The following is a 16,750-nucleotide window of genomic DNA, read 5'->3' as shown; positions in this document are numbered from 1 at the left end:
GTTGATAGCTTATTTTTATTATCTATTTGTTAATTCCTTCCCCTTTAAACAGCAATCAATACGAGTTCCTGTTAAAATATAGAAAATTATTCAATGAAGTGAGTTCCCATGAAATTATTAGTACGTAACCTTGCCAAAGCAACAACAGAAGAAAAATTACTGAATTTATTTAAAGAGTACGGCAACGTTCAATCTTGTAATCTTGTTCTAGATAAAGAAACAGGTGCATCAAAAGGTTTTGCTTTTGTTGAGATGCCTAAAGTAGGTGAAGCGAAAGCGGCTATTAAACAATTAAATAGCTATAAATTAGCGGGTAATTTAATTCGAGTTAAAAAAGCAGATACAAAAAAAGAAGCAGCACCGGAAACTCCAGCACCAAAAACAGAGGCGGTAAAGAAAACTGCAGAGACAGACTCAATTGAAACAGCTGAAATGGTTGATCCGGCAAAAGTCTGGGGTGAAGTAAAGGATGAAATAAAAGAATAATGTAAATATTCGCTTTGAGCTCAAAGAACTTAATAGCACTGATTACTAGTCTTTAGTGCTATTAAGCTTGGCTTTATAGTATTGGCGAGATACTGAGTCGAATCGATTTAAACAGAGCTGGTATAAACCAGCACTGTTTATATAACTTAACAACAAAGTCCCTTTCTCATATTCACTGTTAATATAAGCCAGTTCAGCCTCACTATAAGCAGTATTTTCGGCTAATGTCGTTTGTTTGATATCTTGATAATAATAAGCCATCACAGAGTCACCTTCACTCTCAGCTAAACCCTGACATTTCTCATAGTTAGCTAACGCATCGCCAATACTTTTTAAAGTTTCTTGATTCGGCAATACGGGTTGCTCCTTTGCCAAAGCAAAGAAGCTAAATAAAGAAAATAACAATACAATGGAATATTTCATCGACATTAACACCAAACAACAAGGAGTTTCCCCTTGATTACTTAAGCTAAAGCTTGTTCAAAGTCAGCAATGAGATCCGCCGTATTTTCAATACCAATCGAGCAACGGATCATGTTTTCACTAATCCCCATCTCCTGGCGTAGCTGTAACCCCATTTCAAAGTAGATAGTAGGTGCAACAGGTAATGCCAATGTACGGTTATCACCTAAATGGGTTGCACTAATCACTAGATTTAATTTATTTAAAAACTCGCAGCAATCAATTCCATCAACTAAATCAAAACTTAAAAGAGCACCGAACCCCCTGAATAATGATTTTGCACGTTGATGCTGTGGGTGCTCACTTAAGCCAGGGTAATAAACTTTAGCGACTTTAGGGTGCGCTTGTAATAACTCAGCTAAAGCCATGCTGTTCACCGCTTGACGCTCCATACGTAGTTCCATTGTTTCACTACCAACAGAGATAAGGTGTGCTCCTTGAGAACTTAAACAAGCGCCCATATCACGTAAGCCTTTTTTCTTAATCTGACTAATACCCCATAGGTTACTGTCACCTTTACGATAACCTTCATAGATATTTGGGTATTTTTCCCAGTTAAACAAACCAGTATCGGTTACTGAACCGCCCATGGCATTACCATGACCCGCTACATATTTAGAGAGTGAAGTAACAATTAAACTCGCTTTAACATCTTTAGCATCGAATAAATAGCTCGAAGTAATGGTATTATCAATCACATAAACAAGCTCATTTTCTGAACAGAACTCGCCAATTTCATCTAGTGCACTTACTTGAGTTACAGGGTTGGCGATGGTTTCTACGAAGACCATTTTAGTATTACTTTTTAAAGCAGCCGTTACATCATTAACATCAGTAGCATCAACTAAAGTCACTTCAATACCGTAACCTTCTAATGTGCCTAATAAAGAAGTGGTATTACCAAATAAAAAGCGGCTACAAATAAGGTGATCGCCAGATTTTAATAAAGTTAAAAACGTAGCGACGATAGCTGACATGCCACAAGAGAAAACAGCGGTTGCAACACCATTATCCATTTTTTGAATTTTTTTACATAAAGCATCTAGGGTTGGCGTTGAAGATCGTGCGTACGCGTGGCCAGGTTGCCCTTGGAAAACATCGATCAATCCTTGTACATCTTTAAACCCGTATGGCACAGAATTATGTATTGGAGCATGAACGGCACCTGCTTCTAGGCCCAACTGATGATCTGAATGCACTATTTTTGTGGTAAAACCTAACGCTGTCATTTAAATTCCTTGCTTTTATTCTCAATAATGATCGCTTTGATCTAAAATGTCGTAAATTTAACGTATTATGCCTAATCTAGACGGATTTAGCATTAGGTGTATTAAGGAAATAAATTGAAGTCAAATATATACAGTGTTTTGGTTTTTTTATTGGGGTTAGCGTTTTCTTACTTCATTTCTGTACACCTGACAGAAAAAGAAAAAATACAGCAACAACAAAATATATTGCTTGAAAGTAAGAGCATTGCTTTTAATATTCGTAACAGCATTGAAAGTAACGCCGAACAAATCCAGCTATTAATTAGCCATTGGACTTCGATTGAAGATCTCAATGGTCATTGGGAAATGGACACCAACCTACTGATTAATAGAAATCGATTTCTTACAACCATTAAGCTATTTCCCATGGTCGATGAATCTCTGTTTGATTTACCTCCACAAACTTTAATTAAAGCCGCTAATGAGATAGAAAAAAGAAGGCAGTTACGAGCTCGTGACCACCTACCTAAAAACGCAAACCAGGTGGTATCGAATTTTGTTTATACTACCCGTGCATCTTATCTGCCAGATAATAATATTGAGTTAAAACTACAGTTTCCAATTGTGATTAATGACCAACTTATCGCCTATGTTGAAGTCCCAATGCAATTAGGTATGTTATTGAACCATAAACTTGACACTTACCAAATTACCAAGCCTTTTGCGATATCGGAAAATGGTACTGTATTATTTAATTATCTACCTGAAAGATTGCACATCAATAACATTACCAAAGAGTCTACCATTCATGTTTTTGGACACACTTGGAAATTAATGGTTTGGTCTAATATAATCCACCAAGAAAAAGGCCTCTTTTTAATTCTATCATTACTCGTTTCTTTACTTGCAGCTATTGTCGTTAAGCTGGGTATGTTAAACCATACTTTGTATAAAAATGATCTTAAAAATAAGCATTTAATTAGACAGGTAGATGATGAATGTAAAAGCAGTCAAGCTAAGCTTATCCAATCAAATAAGCTGGCTTCATTGGGTGAGATTGCAGCAGGAATCGCGCATGAAATTAATCAACCTTTACAGGTTATTTGTATCCATACCGATATTTGCCAAGAAAATATTAAAAATGGCAATTATCATTTAATTGAAAAGAGCTTTAAAGCCATCACTACACAAAGTGAGCGCATTGAAAATATCGTTAAACAAGTAGGTAGTTTTGGACGTGACAGTGAATTGGACAATTATCAGCATGAAGAGCCGAACCGACTCTTTAACAACGTTATTTCAATCGTTATTAACCAATACAAACAGGACCAAGTAGAACTTAGACAAGTTATCCCTAGTTCGCTTCCCCTACTATTTTGTAATAAAACACAAATAGAGCAAGTATTAGTTAACCTCTTAATTAATGCTAAGGATTCTGTTGAAACCTCGGAAAGAAAGGTCGTTTTTTTCAAAGCCCACGCTCAAGATCATAAACTGTATATTCAAATTTCCGATTCAGGAACAGGTATTGATCCTAGTAAAGTCAACGATATTTTCACCCCGTTTTACACGACTAAACCACTAGGAAAAGGGACTGGATTAGGGCTATCGATTAGTTACTCGATTATTCATCAACACCAAGGTCACATTAAGGTATCTAGTGAAATAGGCCATGGCAGTGTGTTTACTGTAATCCTTCCTTTTGAGAAACCAAAAGCTAGTTTAAATTAAAACGTATAACACTATTAATTGTGTTATCTGTAATGTTAGAAATGATAAAAGAAGTTAAAATTGAATTGGATAGTGAAGTGAGTGATAAATCACTATCATCCTAATGAGCAGCAATAGCTTTACTGATTATATGTTTTAACACATAACACAAGCATGTAATTAGGATGATTTGATTTGGGTGTAGCTTAGGAGAGTTGTTACTAGGGTAAATCTACAAATATATTTTTTATAAACGCATAAAAAAAGGCAAGTCATAACCTACCTTTTTTTCAATCAGAATGAGCACTTACATGCTCATCGAAGCAATATTAAAGAGCTACGATGTTTTCTGCTTGAGGACCTTTTTGACCTTGAGTTACAGTGAACTGTACTTTTTGGCCTTCAGCAAGAGTTTTAAAACCAGTGCTTGCGATAGCAGAGAAATGTGCGAAAACGTCAGGACCGTTTTCTTGCTCGATGAAACCAAAACCTTTAGATTCGTTGAACCATTTAACTGTACCAGTAGTAGTAGACATGTGTATATCCTAATATATTTGAGTAATTTAACCTTAAAAATTAAGGCAGTTGGCTAGAAGTGTTGCTATTACTTATGATGTATAGGATTCGGTACATAAATACGGAACAAAGAACATAAATATCAAACGAACTTTCAAGCTAAAAAATATTATATATAGGTTTATTTCGCTGTCAACAGCTATTTAACTTTAATATAAAAAAAATATTAATTTAGACATCAACTTTTAAGCATCCATATATTTTTCAATTAGTTATAACTACTTTAGAATTTAACGATTAATTAACACTTTAATATTTGTTATATTTAGCCTTTAAAAATCGAGGTAAATATGACAATTTGGATTGATGCAGATGCCTGCCCAGTGGCAGTAAGAGAAATGGTATTAAGAGCAAGCACAAGGACCCAAACACCCTTGGTATTTGTTGCGAACTCTCCATTACCAGTTCGTAGAACACCTCTAGTAAAAACAGTACAAGTTTCACAAGGTTTTGATGTAGCCGACAACTACATTAGTCAACATGTAGAGTTAAAAGATTTAGTCGTGACTCAGGATATCCCCCTCGCCGCGGAACTAGTTGAGAAAGGAATAATAGCACTTAATCCTAGAGGTGAACTTTATACCCCAGATAACGTAAGACAACGCCTAGCAATGCGTAATATGGCTGAAGAATTAAGAAGTATAGGGCAAATTAGTGGCGGGCCTAATAAGTTTTCAGATAAAGATAAACAAAACTTTGCAAACTCATTAGATAAATGGCTTCAAAAAGCAAAAAGGTAAGCCTTGACTTACCTTTGTAATAAAAGAAATCTTATAAGCTTAAACTCATACCAATCATTTATATAATTGGTATTAGATAATACGAGTTTCAGCTTGTAATTTCTTTAATCTAAGTTCTTCTGCTTCCTTCTTCTTACGTGTATCACAAGGATCTGGGCAGTCACACTCTTTATCGATGCCTACAGATGCAAGTCCACCACAGCTACCGCCAATGGTTTTTTGATTAACAATGTAACCAATTGCCATCGCAACGATAACTAATAAGAAAACAACAAAGGTAGCAATAAAATAGATCATTATTTTTCCTCTACAAGGTATTGTTCAAACTCAGGAGTGAAAGATTCAATAAATCCATCGCCCTGCTTGGTCAATAAAAAAACAGGCTGTTTTAATTTAGTTGCAAATTCTAAGCCGTCTTTAGGTCCTAATACAGTAATCGCAGTAGCTAATCCGTCTGCAACCATACTACTTTCGTCAATCACAGTAACAGATACTAACTTATGATTGATAGGACGACCAGTTTTTGGATCAATCGTATGGGAATAACGTATACCATCTGCTTCAAAGTAATTGCGGTAATCACCTGAAGTGGCAATGGCACTATCACCAATATGCAATAAACGCTGTACGTTTTGACCTAATCCAGGGCGTTCAATGGCTAAAGTCCAAGGCTGTTGGTTTAACTTAGTTCCACTGGCTCTTAACTCACCACCAATATCCACCAAGTAATTATTGATGCCTTTTGCTTCCATAAACTCAGCAATGGCATCAACACCATAACCTTTAGCAATCGATGATAAGTCGACATATAAACCCGGTTTGGTTTTAATCAGTTTATTGCCTTCAATAGACAAATATTGACTACCAATATTTTGCTTAGTTTTTTCAATTAGTTCAGCATCAGGAATCTTATTAGGTTTTTTATCTGGACCAAATCCCCATAAATTAACTAAAGGCCCTACTGTGACGTCAAAAGCACCACCGCTTTGCTGATATATCTTAAGTGCTTCAGAAACTACTTTTATTGTTGCGTCTGATACTTCTTGTGAAGATTCACTTTTGTTAAATAAAGACAATTCAGAATTAGGTCGGTAAGTCGACATTTGATCATTCACTAATTCTAGTTGCTGATCAATTAACTCTTTTAGTGCATTACTTAATAGTTGTTTGTTAGACGTTTGTTCACTCGACAATACATAAGTCACTTGATAATAAGTGCCCATGGTTTGTCCCTGAACTTTTAATAATGCAGGCTCAGGTTTAGTGCACGATGAAATAAAAAAGGCTAGCCCTATTAAGGCTAGCCATTTAATCGATGCGTTAATCATCGGGGTTAACCACCGAAGTCATCAAGTAAGATGTTTTCGTCTTCTACACCTAAATCTTTAAGCATAGCAATAACCGCAGCATTCATCACTGGTGGACCACACATGTAGAACTCACAATCCTCTGGAGCCTCATGATCTTTCAGGTAGTTTTCATACAATACGTTATGAATAAATCCAGTGTAGCCATCCCAATCATCTTCAGGCTGAGGGTCACTTAGTGCAACATGCCATTCAAAGTTTTCATTTTCAGCTGCAATAGCATCAAAATCTTCAACGTAGAACATTTCACGTTTAGAACGAGCACCATACCAGAAGCTTGCTTTACGTTTAGTTTTTAAACGACGGAATTGATCGAAGATATGAGAACGCATTGGCGCCATACCCGCACCACCACCAACAAATACCATTTCGTTTTCAGTTTCTTTAGCAAAAAACTCACCAAATGGACCTGAAATCGTTACTTTATCACCCTCTTTCAGGCTAAAGATAAACGATGACATTTTACCACAAGGTAATGATAGATCACGTGGCGGTGGCGTAGCGATACGCACATTCAACATGATGATACCTTCTTCACCTGGGTAGTTAGCCATTGAGTAAGCACGAATAGTCTCTTCATCAACTTTTGACTCTAGATCAAAGAACTTGAAGTGTTCCCAATCGCCACGGTACTGCTCTTCAATATCAAAATCTTTATATTTGATATGGTGTGCAGGTGCTTCGATTTGAATGTAACCACCGGCTTTAAACGGTACAGACTCACCATCAGGAATTTGTAGTTTAAGCTCTTTAATGAATGTAGCTTCATTGCCGTTAGAGATAACGGTACATTCCCACTTCTTAACGCCAAATATCTCTTCTGGAAGTTCGATATCCATGTCTTCTTTAACATTAACCTGACATGATAAACGTTCGCCTTCTTTTGCTTCACGTTTAGTAATGTGGTCAAGCTCTGTCGGTAGGATATCACCACCACCTGATTTGATTTTCACACGACACTGGCCACAAGTACCACCACCGCCACAAGCAGAAGAGACAAATACACCAGCATTTGCTAATGCACCTAATAACTTACCACCCGCTTGGGTTTTGATGCTTTTGTCTGCATCATCATTAATAGAAATTGTAATATCACCCGTGCTTACAAGTTTTGCTTTTGCCGATAAAATAATAACGACTAGAGCTAAAACGATAATTGTAAACATGGCAACGCCGAGAAAGATTTCCATCGACTTTTTCCTTGTTTTGGGAGGGAAATAAATTCCCTCGAATTCATCTAAGCTAAAACAGTAACAACTACAGCTGGATACCAGAGAATGACATAAAACCTAATGCCATTAATCCAGCCGTTACAAATGTAATACCTAAACCACGTAAACCATCTGGTACGTCAGAGTATTTCATTTTTTCACGGATACCCGCTAATGCGACAATTGCTAATGTCCAACCAACACCACTACCCACACCGTAAACAACAGACTCTAATAAGTTGTATTCACGTTGAACCATAAACGATACACCACCGAAGATGGCACAGTTAACAGTAATAAGTGGTAGGAAGATACCAAGTGCTTGGTATAACGCTGGAAAATATTTATCTAAAATCATTTCCAAGATTTGTACTAACGCAGCAATAACACCAATGAAAGTGATAAAGCCTAAGAAGCTTAAATCAGCGTCTGGAAATCCTGCCCAACCAAGCGCACCAGGTGCTAGTAGGTTAAAGTAGATAACTTGGTTAACAGGTACCGAAATACCTAATACCACGATTACCGCAATACCTAGACCGATTGACGTTTTCACTTTCTTAGAAACAGCAAGGAAAGTACACATGCCTAAGAAGAAAGCCAGTGCCATATTTTCCATGAAAATAGAACGCACAAATAAACTAAGATAATGTTCCATTCAAATTACTCCTTTGGCTCAACTTGTTCTGGTTTAATAACGCGAATAGCCCAGATAATGCCACCAATAATAAAGAAAGCACTAGGAGGTAATAGCAATAGACCATTACTTTGGTACCAACCACCATTAGAGATTAACGGTAAGATTTCGAATCCAAATAAAGCACCTGAACCGAACAACTCACGGAAACCACCAACTAAAACAAGGATTAAGCCGTAACCTAAACCATTACCGATACCATCCATAAAGCTTGGGAATGGCGCATTCTTCATAGCAAATGCTTCTGCACGTCCCATAACGATACAGTTAGTAATAATAAGACCAACATAAACCGATAACTGTGTAGACAGTCCATATGCATAAGCTCTTAATACTTGGTCAACAACGATTACCAATGAAGCGATAATCGCCATTTGTACAATGATACGTACACTATTTGGAATGTAGTTACGAATCATCGAAATGAACAAGTTAGAGAAAGCCGTTACAAATAATACCGCTAATGTCATTACTACAGCAGTTTGTAATGTTGCCGTTACCGCTAACGCAGAACAGACACCAAGAATTTGCAATGCAATCGGGTTATTACTTACAACCGGAGAGGTAAGTACTTCTTTTAATTCAGTTGATTTAGCCATTGTTTAGCGCTCCTTCACGAACTTTGCTAAGAAATGGACCAAACCCTTGCTCACCTAACCAGAAAGTAAAGGTATGCTCAACCCCAACACTAGTTAGTGTTGCGCCTGATAGACCATCAATTTTATGTTTAGAGCCAGCAGGTGCTTGACCTTTAACGATTTCAATAGCAGGGTCACCATTCTCATCGAACAACTCTTTACCTTTAAACAAGTTGGTCCAACGAGGGTTTTGAACTTCACCACCTAACCCAGGTGTTTCACCTTGCTCGTAATAAGTAATCGCTTCAATCGTATTACCGTCAGGTTGTATTGCAACAAATGCATACATCGTTGACCATAAACCAGCACCGTGTACAGGTAAGATAATACGTTGTAGCTCACCTTGGTCATTAGACACTAGATAAACCGTAGCAAGGTTTGCACGACGACCAATTTTAGCAATATTATCTTCTGCACTAAGCTTAATGCTCGTTTCAGGGTCTTTAGCTGCTTTACGTTGGTCATAAGTAATTGGATCAGCAGTTGAAACAAACTCACCAGTTGCTAAATCAACTAACTTTGTTTCAATGTTAGAATTAAAAATTTCAGACACTGTTTTATTAGTTGTTAAACCAGCAACATCAAGAATTTTATTTTGCTTATCAATCGCTTTATTTTCGATCTGTAGTGGACGTAAGCCAACGGCTGCGCCTGCTACAATAATTGAACATACTAGACAAACTGCTAGTACGACAATCATCGTTTTGCCAAATGTTTCTTGTTGGTTAGACATTACGAGCTAGCCTCCGTTTGATGTTACCTTGAACGACGAAGTAATCGAATAACGGTGCAAATAAGTTAGCGAATAGAATTGCTAACATCATACCTTCTGGGAAGGCTGGATTTACAACACGAATCAATACCACCATCAAACCAATCAAAATACCGTAATACCATTTACCTTTGTTAGTAAATGAAGCCGATACGGGATCAGTTGCCATGAAGATCATACCAAATGCAAAGCCACCCATTACTAAATGCCAATACCAAGGTAATTGGAACATATGGTTAGTATCGCTACCAATCACATTAAATAGTAATGATGTTGCAATCATACCGATCATCACACCAGAAATGATACGCCACGATGCAATACCAGTAATTACAATGAAAGCACCACCGATTAAGATAGCTAATGTAGAAACCTCACCGATACTACCTTGCATGTTACCTAGGAAAGCATCTACCCAAGTTAATTGTGCGTGAACTGCATCTAGACCACCTTGAGACATCACACTTAATGAAGTCGCACCAGAGAAGCCATCTACTGCTGTCCACACTGCATCACCAGAGATATCTGTTGGGTAAGCAAAGAATAGGAAAGCACGGCCAGCTAATGCAGGGTTTAAGAAGTTACGACCTGTTCCACCAAAGATTTCTTTGGCAACAACGACACCGAAAGTAATACCTAGAGCGACTTGCCATAGTGGAATCGTTGCCGGTACAATCAATGCAAACAGTACAGAAGAAACGAAGAAACCTTCATTTACTTCATGTTTACGTACACTTGCAAATAACACTTCCCAGAAACCACCTACGACAAATGTCACAGCATAAATTGGTAAGAAGTAAGCAGCACCGAATAAGAAGTTATCAAATACACTAGCGCCAGACCCTAAAGTCACACCAAATGTATTTAACAAGGCTACACGCCAATCTTCTAATGCAGAATAACCCGCAACAATTGCATCATTAGCTTGCACACCTGTGTTATACATACCGTAGAACATCGCAGGAAACGTTGCTAACCAAACAAAAATCATCATGCGTTTAAGGTCAATACTGTCACGTACGTGCGTAATACCTTTGGTCACATAACCAGGAGTATAGAAAAATGTCGCAGCAGCTTCATACAGAGCGTACCATTTTTCATAACGGCCCCCTGCTTCGAAGTGCGGTTCCATTTTTTCAATTAAGTTCTTAAGACTCATTATTAGCCTTCCTTCTCAATTTTACTTAGACAATCACGCAAGATTGAACCGTATTCGTATTTACCTGGGCAAGCGTAAGTACATAAAGCTAAATCTTCTTCATCTAGCTCTAAGCAGCCTAACGTTTGTGCACCATCTGTATCACCTACGATTAAGTCACGTAATAATACAGTCGGTAAGATATCTAATGGCATTACTCGTTCATATTGACCGATTGGCACCATTGCACGCTTACTACCACCTGTAGTTGTAGTGAACGCAAACTTTTTAGCACTACTTAACGCAGATAAGAACGCACGAGAAACTGAGTGTTTATTTAAGCCAGGAGCGCCCCAACCAAATAACTCTTTATCGTAACCTTCAATTAATGCAGATACTTGATTATGGTAACGACCTAAATAAGCATGAGGCCCTGTAGCAGTAACACCACACAGCACTGAACCCGAAATAACACGCACTTGACCAGCGATAAGTTGATCAGCAGTTAATTGAGCAGTAGAAGCACCTAGAACTGTTCGCACTAAACGTGGTTTTGTTACAGCAGGACCAGCTAAAGAGATCACTTTTTCACTGTAAACTTCACCCGTTACAAATAACTTACCGAATGCGATCACATCTTGGTAGTTAATTGACCAAACTTGCTTAGTAGCAGACACAGGGTCAATGAAATGTATGTGAGTTCCCGCTAATCCAGCAGGATGCACGCCAGTGAAGACTTTTTCTTCAACGCTAGCAACATCAGAAGTAGGCAATGTCGTTTGATCTTTACAAACATAAACCTTACCTTCAGTTAGCTGAGATAAAATAGCCAAACCGTCAGTGAATGCTTCTTGGTTATCATTAATGATAAGACTTGCGTCGGCTGCTAATGGATTAGTATCCATTGCAGTAACGAAAATAGAAGCGGGCTGAGCATCAATTGCTGGCACTTTACTAAATGGGCGAGTGCGTAATGCAGTCCAAGCGCCTGATGCAACTAGGTTTTCAACGACTTTGCTACGCTCAATGCTAGCTAGTTGCTGGCTTTCATACTTAGCAAATTGCACACTATCATTGCCTTGTATTGAAATAACCACAGATTGCAGCACACGTTTAGCACCACGGTTGACTTCTTTAACTACACCAGATGCTGGAGCGGTAAAAAGCACACCTTCATTTTTCTTATCAGAAAATAAAGTTTGTCCTTTCTTCACCACGTCTCCGACTTTAACAGCCATTGACGGGCGCATTCCAACATATTCTTCACCCAGTATAGCAACTTCAGAAATGGCAGGACCATTTTGAATGACTTGCTCTGGCGCTCCTGAAATCGGGAGGTCCAGTCCTTTTTTTATAGTAATCATATTCTCTTGCACTATGTTACGGGAGGAAAAAGTTAAATGCCTTTCGGCGATAAAACATTACACGCAATAAATTGAGGTTAACAATTGATTAACATGTACACTAAAAAATTCGGTGAAATATTAACATTAGAGAGGGGTTAATTGCTATATCAAATCAAAAAGCTTACTGCAGTTAGTTCAAATTTAAATAAAAAAAGAAAACAAAGTTTGCAAAAAGCATTCACATTTTAAATTGTGATTAGTTGATTTATCGAACAGACCGTCTCTTGTTGTTATTTCTTACTTTCCACCGCCTAAACATTTTGCTGATTCAGGTGACAACTGATTTTTTTCAGCCCATTGAGTAGGTGTGTAAGTATGTAAAGCTAATGCATGGACAGGGCCAGCAATTTCTTCAGCAAGTAATTCATTAATTAAACGGTGGCGCATAATTAAACGAAGCCCCTCAAATTCCTCACAAACAATAGTAACCTTAAAATGAGTCTCAGAATTTGGTGGTACAGAATGATTATGACTTTCGTTTATAACTTGCAGGTAATCCGCTTGGAAACGCGCTACCAACTTATCTTGGATAGTTTTTTGAACGATCATATTACCTCTATTGACGGTGTACATTGGCTTAGGGAAAGCTAAATTCGTACAACTTAATTAGATGGGACGCATATGTTACCGTATTTTTCAGCTTTTTTTCCAGAATTTTAACATTTAATTTACTTTTTAATATTCAGCCAATAATTTACATTTTTTTATCAGCTATTATCACCATAATACAACCGACGCTTAGCTCTCCATAAGAGATAAGCAAACTCGCCGATAGACAAGCAAGTCGAATATTATTACCCTAATAGAAACGAGGCCTTAACCATTGTTTCTGAGCCTATACATTTAACTAACATCCAAAAATTATAAAGGTAAATTGTGTCCCAAACTTCAGAACTAAAAGTTGGCATGACAGCTACTTTCCCCTGCTCGTACTTAGCAGATAAAGAAGAACAGTTAATTATGTTGCTAGATCCTGAAGAAAACGCTAAACAACATTATGCCTCTTTAATGGCTATAGGCTTTAGGCGTAGCGGTGAACAAGTATACCGCCCCCATTGCCCTGCTTGTAATGGGTGTGAATCATTGCGTATTAACAGCCAACAATTTAAGTTATCTAAAAGTCAAAAACGCTTAATCAATAAAAATAAACATTTCACAATAGCCATTTCCAATACCATCTCTGAATCCTACTATCCTTTATACGAAAGATACATTAATCAGGTTCACCCTGATGGAGTTATGTTCCCAGCCACACAAGCTCAATTTGACTCTTTTGTTGCCTGTACCTGGGGAGATATTTTATTTATTGAAGTCTATGATGGGGAAAAACTTATTTCAGTGAGTGTGACCGATGTATTAACGAGTGGTCAATCGAGTGTATGGAGTGCTTTTTATTGCTTTTATGATCCCGACTACCATTATGCTTCATTAGGAAAATATGCAGTTTTACAGCAGTTAGATCTGGCTAAAAAACACAATATTGATTTTTTATACTTAGGCTATTACATAAAAAACTGTCAAAAAATGAATTATAAAAATCAATTTAATCCGCACCAACGTTTCATAAACCAGCAGTGGAAGGACTTTGATTAGCTTTTTAGTGTGAATTATGAACAACAATCCTTTACCACTCTCAATTATTCTGGCATTATGCGCCGATTGAAATTAGCACTACTTACCTATTACAAAGGATCCATCGCCAATGGCAAAAGAAGACAGTATTGAAATGCAAGGCACTATCTTAGATACGCTGCCTAATACAATGTTCCGTGTGGAATTAGAGAACGGTCACGTTGTTACTGCACATATCTCAGGAAAAATGCGTAAAAACTACATCCGTATTCTAACTGGCGATAAAGTGACAGTTCAGCTTACACCTTATGACTTATCTAAAGGTCGTATTGTTTTCCGTGCTCGTTAATTACTAGCCGGTAACAAACCAGGCTTTCATTAGCCATAAAAAAACCAGCTTAACGCTGGTTTTTTTATCTTTGTAAAAAGATGATCATTATATTAAATAACTAATCTCAATTTCACGTAGGAAAAATGATCAGTTAATTAGTATGGTTGGTATTAATTACTCATCTCTAGTTTTTTCTCGTAATTAAACTCAATACCATCGCCGTTACTATTTAGTATCACGCGAACACTACCACCGTCCTGTAAACTACCAAATAAGATCTCGTTTGCTAATGGCTTTTTCAGTTTCTCTTGAATTAATCGTCCCATTGGTCGAGCGCCCATTGCTTTATCATAGCCATGCTCAGCTAACCAGTTTCTAGCATCGCTACCCACTTCAAGTGACACTTGTTTTTTATCCAATTGTACTTGTAACTGGACAATAAACTTATCAACAACTTGACTAATAACGTTAAGATCCAAGTGATTGAACCAAATAATATTATCAAGGCGGTTTCTAAACTCAGGAGAGAAAATCTTATTGATCTCATCCATCGCTTTAGCGCCCTCTTTTTGCTCTTTGAAACCAATGCTTTGTTTCACTGTTTCTTGAACACCAGCATTCGTTGTCATCACCAAAATAACATTTCTAAAGTCAACTTTACGACCATTGCTATCGGTTAACGTACCGTGGTCCATAACTTGTAACAAGATGTTATAGACATCACTATGTGCTTTTTCTATTTCATCCAATAACACCACAGAGTAAGGATGTTTCACAACCGCATCGGTTAATAGCCCTGCTTGCTCATAACCTACATAACCAGGTGGAGCACCAATTAAACGTGATACCGTATGTTTTTCCATGTATTCAGACATATCAAAACGTAATAGTTCAATACCTAGTGCTTTGGCTAGTTGTTGTGTTACTTCTGTTTTACCTACCCCTGTTGGACCGGCAAAGAGGAATGATCCAATCGGTTTCAACTCGTCGGATAAGCCAGAGCGATTTAAATGAATTGCATCGGTTAATGCTTCGATCGCGCTATCTTGTCCAAACACCGTCATCTTCAGACGTTGATGTAGCTTAGCTAGTGCATCTTTGTCTGAGCTAGAAACTGATTTTTGTGGGATACGGGCAATTTTAGCAATGATGTTTTCAATTTCAGTCACACCAATGGTTTTCTTACGTTTGCTAACTGGCAACAAACGCATTTGCGAACCTGCTTCGTCAATAACATCGATCGCTTTATCCGGTAAGTGTCGATCATTGATATATTTAGCACTCAACTCTGCCGCAGCAATCAAAGCTTTGTTGGTATAACGAATATTATGATGTTCTTCATAACGAGTGCGTAACCCTAATAGAATTTGCCCCGTTTCTTTAATAGACGGCTCAAGTACATCAATTTTTTGGAAACGGCGCGCTAAGGCATGTTCTTTTTCAAATATTTGTCCAAACTCTTTATAAGTTGTAGAGCCAATACAACGTAATTTGCCGCTACTCAACAAAGGTTTTAATAGGTTAGCAGCATCAAGTTGTCCCCCCGTTGCAGCACCCGCACCTATGATGGTGTGAATTTCATCGATAAATAGAATCGCATTGTCCTGTGACTGCAATTTATTTAATACATCTTTAAAGCGTTGCTCAAACTCTCCACGGTATTTTGTACCAGCAAGCAATGCTCCCATATCCAATGAATAGATAATATGGTCTTCAATAACGTCGGGCACATTATTATGTACTATTTGATACGCTAAGCCTTCGGCAATAGCCGTTTTACCAACACCAGACTCCCCCACTAACAGCGGATTATTTTTACGACGGCGACAAAGAATTTGAACACAACGTTCCACCTCTTTTTCACGCCCAATTAGAGGGTCAATGCTCCCTGCAACAACCTGTTCATTAAGGTTGACAGTGAAAGGCATTTCATTGCTTTCCTCTTCAGTCATTTCAGCTTGTTCAGGCTCATGGAAAGTAATGCTATCTGGATGCTTTTCAGTACCATGGGATAAATAATTAACAACATCTAAGCGAGATAAGTTAGATTTTTTAAGTAGGAAAGTAGCCTGTGACTCTTGTTCACTAAAAATAGCCACCAGCACATTAGATGCACTAACTTCTGATTTACCTGAAGATTGAACATGGAAAATAGCGCGTTGTAAAACTCGCTCAAAGGCAATAGTAGGCTGAACTTCTAGTTTCTCTGTTTTTACTTCAGACAGGCTAGGGTTAGTCTCTAAAAAGTTAGTTAATTCAATGTGTAAAGAGACGATATCGACAGAGCAAGCCTGTAGAATTTTCTTTACTTCTTCATTTTCTAATAAGGCTAATAATAGATGCTCTAATGTCATGAACTCATGATATTTTTCATAAGCAATTCGGAAAGCTAAATCAAGGCTATGTTCTAAAGGTTTATCTAGCATGGAGACTCCTTAT

Annotated in this window: 18 protein-coding genes; 5 read left to right on the top strand and 13 right to left on the bottom strand. The window is 37.6% G+C overall.

The features are described 5' to 3' along the window. The first annotated feature begins 108 nt into the window (after positions 1-108). Positions 109-486, top strand: a complete 378-nt coding sequence (locus AC0L3W_RS00460; RefSeq protein ID WP_409439933.1) for an RNA recognition motif domain-containing protein — start codon at positions 109-111, stop codon at positions 484-486. 45 nt (positions 487-531) lie between these two features. Here the strand turns inward: AC0L3W_RS00460 and AC0L3W_RS00455 are convergent, their stop codons facing one another. Together AC0L3W_RS00455 and AC0L3W_RS00450 are read right to left on the bottom strand one after the other, a co-directional pair. Then, positions 532-909, bottom strand: a complete 378-nt coding sequence (locus AC0L3W_RS00455; protein WP_290039999.1) for a hypothetical protein — start codon at positions 907-909, stop codon at positions 532-534. A gap of 41 nt (positions 910-950) precedes the next feature. Beyond that, positions 951-2,177, bottom strand: coding sequence for a cystathionine gamma-synthase family protein (locus tag AC0L3W_RS00450; protein ID WP_290040000.1), 1,227 nt, complete (start codon positions 2,175-2,177; stop codon positions 951-953). 114 nt (positions 2,178-2,291) lie between these two features. Here AC0L3W_RS00450 and AC0L3W_RS00445 point away from each other — a divergent pair, with 114 nt between their 5' ends. After that, positions 2,292-3,887: a sensor histidine kinase gene (locus AC0L3W_RS00445; RefSeq protein ID WP_290040001.1), complete on the top strand. Its 1,596-nt coding sequence runs from the start codon at positions 2,292-2,294 to the stop codon at positions 3,885-3,887. Between the two features lie 308 nt (positions 3,888-4,195). Here AC0L3W_RS00445 and cspE read toward each other — a convergent pair whose 3' ends face one another. Beyond that, complete coding sequence (gene cspE / locus AC0L3W_RS00440; RefSeq protein ID WP_019613006.1) at positions 4,196-4,402, bottom strand: transcription antiterminator/RNA stability regulator CspE; 207 nt, start codon at positions 4,400-4,402, stop codon at positions 4,196-4,198. A 330-nt stretch (positions 4,403-4,732) separates the two neighbouring features. Between cspE and AC0L3W_RS00435 the strand changes: the two genes are divergently transcribed. Continuing rightward, positions 4,733-5,182: a YaiI/YqxD family protein gene (locus AC0L3W_RS00435; RefSeq protein ID WP_290040002.1), complete on the top strand. Its 450-nt coding sequence runs from the start codon at positions 4,733-4,735 to the stop codon at positions 5,180-5,182. Positions 5,183-5,254: 72 nt separating this feature from the next. Here AC0L3W_RS00435 and nqrM read toward each other — a convergent pair whose 3' ends face one another. The 9 genes from nqrM to AC0L3W_RS00390 all read right to left on the bottom strand — a co-directional run bounded on the left by nqrM (position 5,255) and on the right by AC0L3W_RS00390 (position 12,957). Beyond that, a complete protein-coding gene (nqrM, locus tag AC0L3W_RS00430) occupies positions 5,255-5,479 on the bottom strand; it encodes a (Na+)-NQR maturation NqrM (protein ID WP_113820155.1) in 225 nt (74 codons plus the stop codon). Next, positions 5,479-6,510, bottom strand: a complete 1,032-nt coding sequence (locus AC0L3W_RS00425; protein WP_290040003.1) for an FAD:protein FMN transferase — start codon at positions 6,508-6,510, stop codon at positions 5,479-5,481. Before AC0L3W_RS00425 ends, nqrM begins: the two co-directional genes overlap by 1 nt. 5 nt (positions 6,511-6,515) lie before the next feature. Next, positions 6,516-7,739 carry an NADH:ubiquinone reductase (Na(+)-transporting) subunit F gene (gene nqrF / locus AC0L3W_RS00420; RefSeq protein ID WP_290040004.1) on the bottom strand — a complete coding sequence of 408 codons (1,224 nt, stop codon included), beginning with the start codon at positions 7,737-7,739 and terminating at the stop codon, positions 6,516-6,518. Between the two features lie 67 nt (positions 7,740-7,806). Beyond that, complete coding sequence (nqrE, locus tag AC0L3W_RS00415) at positions 7,807-8,415, bottom strand: NADH:ubiquinone reductase (Na(+)-transporting) subunit E (protein ID WP_113820158.1); 609 nt, start codon at positions 8,413-8,415, stop codon at positions 7,807-7,809. A gap of 5 nt (positions 8,416-8,420) precedes the next feature. After that, positions 8,421-9,053, bottom strand: coding sequence for an NADH:ubiquinone reductase (Na(+)-transporting) subunit D (locus tag AC0L3W_RS00410; RefSeq protein ID WP_113820159.1), 633 nt, complete (start codon positions 9,051-9,053; stop codon positions 8,421-8,423). Beyond that, a complete protein-coding gene (locus AC0L3W_RS00405; protein WP_290040005.1) occupies positions 9,046-9,825 on the bottom strand; it encodes a Na(+)-translocating NADH-quinone reductase subunit C in 780 nt (259 codons plus the stop codon). The genes AC0L3W_RS00410 and AC0L3W_RS00405 overlap by 8 nt, the downstream gene beginning before the upstream one ends. Then, complete coding sequence (locus tag AC0L3W_RS00400) at positions 9,818-11,023, bottom strand: NADH:ubiquinone reductase (Na(+)-transporting) subunit B (RefSeq protein WP_290040006.1); 1,206 nt, start codon at positions 11,021-11,023, stop codon at positions 9,818-9,820. Before AC0L3W_RS00400 ends, AC0L3W_RS00405 begins: the two co-directional genes overlap by 8 nt. Positions 11,024-11,025: 2 nt before the next feature. Beyond that, positions 11,026-12,366, bottom strand: coding sequence for a Na(+)-translocating NADH-quinone reductase subunit A (locus tag AC0L3W_RS00395; RefSeq protein ID WP_290040007.1), 1,341 nt, complete (start codon positions 12,364-12,366; stop codon positions 11,026-11,028). Positions 12,367-12,645: 279 nt separating this feature from the next. After that, positions 12,646-12,957, bottom strand: a complete 312-nt coding sequence (locus AC0L3W_RS00390; protein ID WP_290040008.1) for a BolA family protein — start codon at positions 12,955-12,957, stop codon at positions 12,646-12,648. Between the two features lie 327 nt (positions 12,958-13,284). On the opposite strand from AC0L3W_RS00390, the gene AC0L3W_RS00385 reads away from it, so the two are divergent. Both AC0L3W_RS00385 and infA read left to right on the top strand, forming a co-directional pair. Next, positions 13,285-14,001: an arginyltransferase gene (locus tag AC0L3W_RS00385; protein WP_409439934.1), complete on the top strand. Its 717-nt coding sequence runs from the start codon at positions 13,285-13,287 to the stop codon at positions 13,999-14,001. Positions 14,002-14,110: 109 nt separating this feature from the next. After that, positions 14,111-14,329: a translation initiation factor IF-1 gene (infA, locus tag AC0L3W_RS00380; RefSeq protein ID WP_007419779.1), complete on the top strand. Its 219-nt coding sequence runs from the start codon at positions 14,111-14,113 to the stop codon at positions 14,327-14,329. Positions 14,330-14,481: 152 nt separating this feature from the next. On the opposite strand, the gene clpA is transcribed toward infA, so the two are convergent. Further along, complete coding sequence (gene clpA, locus AC0L3W_RS00375; protein ID WP_409439935.1) at positions 14,482-16,737, bottom strand: ATP-dependent Clp protease ATP-binding subunit ClpA; 2,256 nt, start codon at positions 16,735-16,737, stop codon at positions 14,482-14,484. Positions 16,738-16,750: the final 13 nt, after the last annotated feature.

It is taken from the genome of Psychromonas sp. KJ10-5 (assembly GCF_055808325.1).
Note: the sequence above shows the minus strand (reverse complement) of the source record. Positions and strands in the feature narration are given on the sequence as shown.

What these genes read in the sequence shown, in the direction of transcription:
- AC0L3W_RS00460 (WP_409439933.1), top strand. Translation starts at nt 109, where the DNA reads ATGAAATTATTAGTACGTAACCTTGCCAAAGCAACAACAGAAGAAAAA.
- AC0L3W_RS00455 (WP_290039999.1), bottom strand. Translation starts at nt 909, where the DNA reads ATGAAATATTCCATTGTATTGTTATTTTCTTTATTTAGCTTCTTTGCT.
- AC0L3W_RS00450 (WP_290040000.1), bottom strand. Translation starts at nt 2,177, where the DNA reads ATGACAGCGTTAGGTTTTACCACAAAAATAGTGCATTCAGATCATCAG.
- cspE (WP_019613006.1), bottom strand. Translation starts at nt 4,402, where the DNA reads ATGTCTACTACTACTGGTACAGTTAAATGGTTCAACGAATCTAAAGGT.
- AC0L3W_RS00435 (WP_290040002.1), top strand. Translation starts at nt 4,733, where the DNA reads ATGACAATTTGGATTGATGCAGATGCCTGCCCAGTGGCAGTAAGAGAA.
- nqrM (WP_113820155.1), bottom strand. Translation starts at nt 5,479, where the DNA reads ATGATCTATTTTATTGCTACCTTTGTTGTTTTCTTATTAGTTATCGTT.
- AC0L3W_RS00425 (WP_290040003.1), bottom strand. Translation starts at nt 6,510, where the DNA reads ATGATTAACGCATCGATTAAATGGCTAGCCTTAATAGGGCTAGCCTTT.
- nqrF (WP_290040004.1), bottom strand. Translation starts at nt 7,739, where the DNA reads ATGGAAATCTTTCTCGGCGTTGCCATGTTTACAATTATCGTTTTAGCT.
- nqrE (WP_113820158.1), bottom strand. Translation starts at nt 8,415, where the DNA reads ATGGAACATTATCTTAGTTTATTTGTGCGTTCTATTTTCATGGAAAAT.
- AC0L3W_RS00410 (WP_113820159.1), bottom strand. Translation starts at nt 9,053, where the DNA reads ATGGCTAAATCAACTGAATTAAAAGAAGTACTTACCTCTCCGGTTGTA.
- AC0L3W_RS00405 (WP_290040005.1), bottom strand. Translation starts at nt 9,825, where the DNA reads ATGTCTAACCAACAAGAAACATTTGGCAAAACGATGATTGTCGTACTA.
- AC0L3W_RS00400 (WP_290040006.1), bottom strand. Translation starts at nt 11,023, where the DNA reads ATGAGTCTTAAGAACTTAATTGAAAAAATGGAACCGCACTTCGAAGCA.
- AC0L3W_RS00395 (WP_290040007.1), bottom strand. Translation starts at nt 12,366, where the DNA reads ATGATTACTATAAAAAAAGGACTGGACCTCCCGATTTCAGGAGCGCCA.
- AC0L3W_RS00390 (WP_290040008.1), bottom strand. Translation starts at nt 12,957, where the DNA reads ATGATCGTTCAAAAAACTATCCAAGATAAGTTGGTAGCGCGTTTCCAA.
- infA (WP_007419779.1), top strand. Translation starts at nt 14,111, where the DNA reads ATGGCAAAAGAAGACAGTATTGAAATGCAAGGCACTATCTTAGATACG.
- clpA (WP_409439935.1), bottom strand. Translation starts at nt 16,737, where the DNA reads ATGCTAGATAAACCTTTAGAACATAGCCTTGATTTAGCTTTCCGAATT.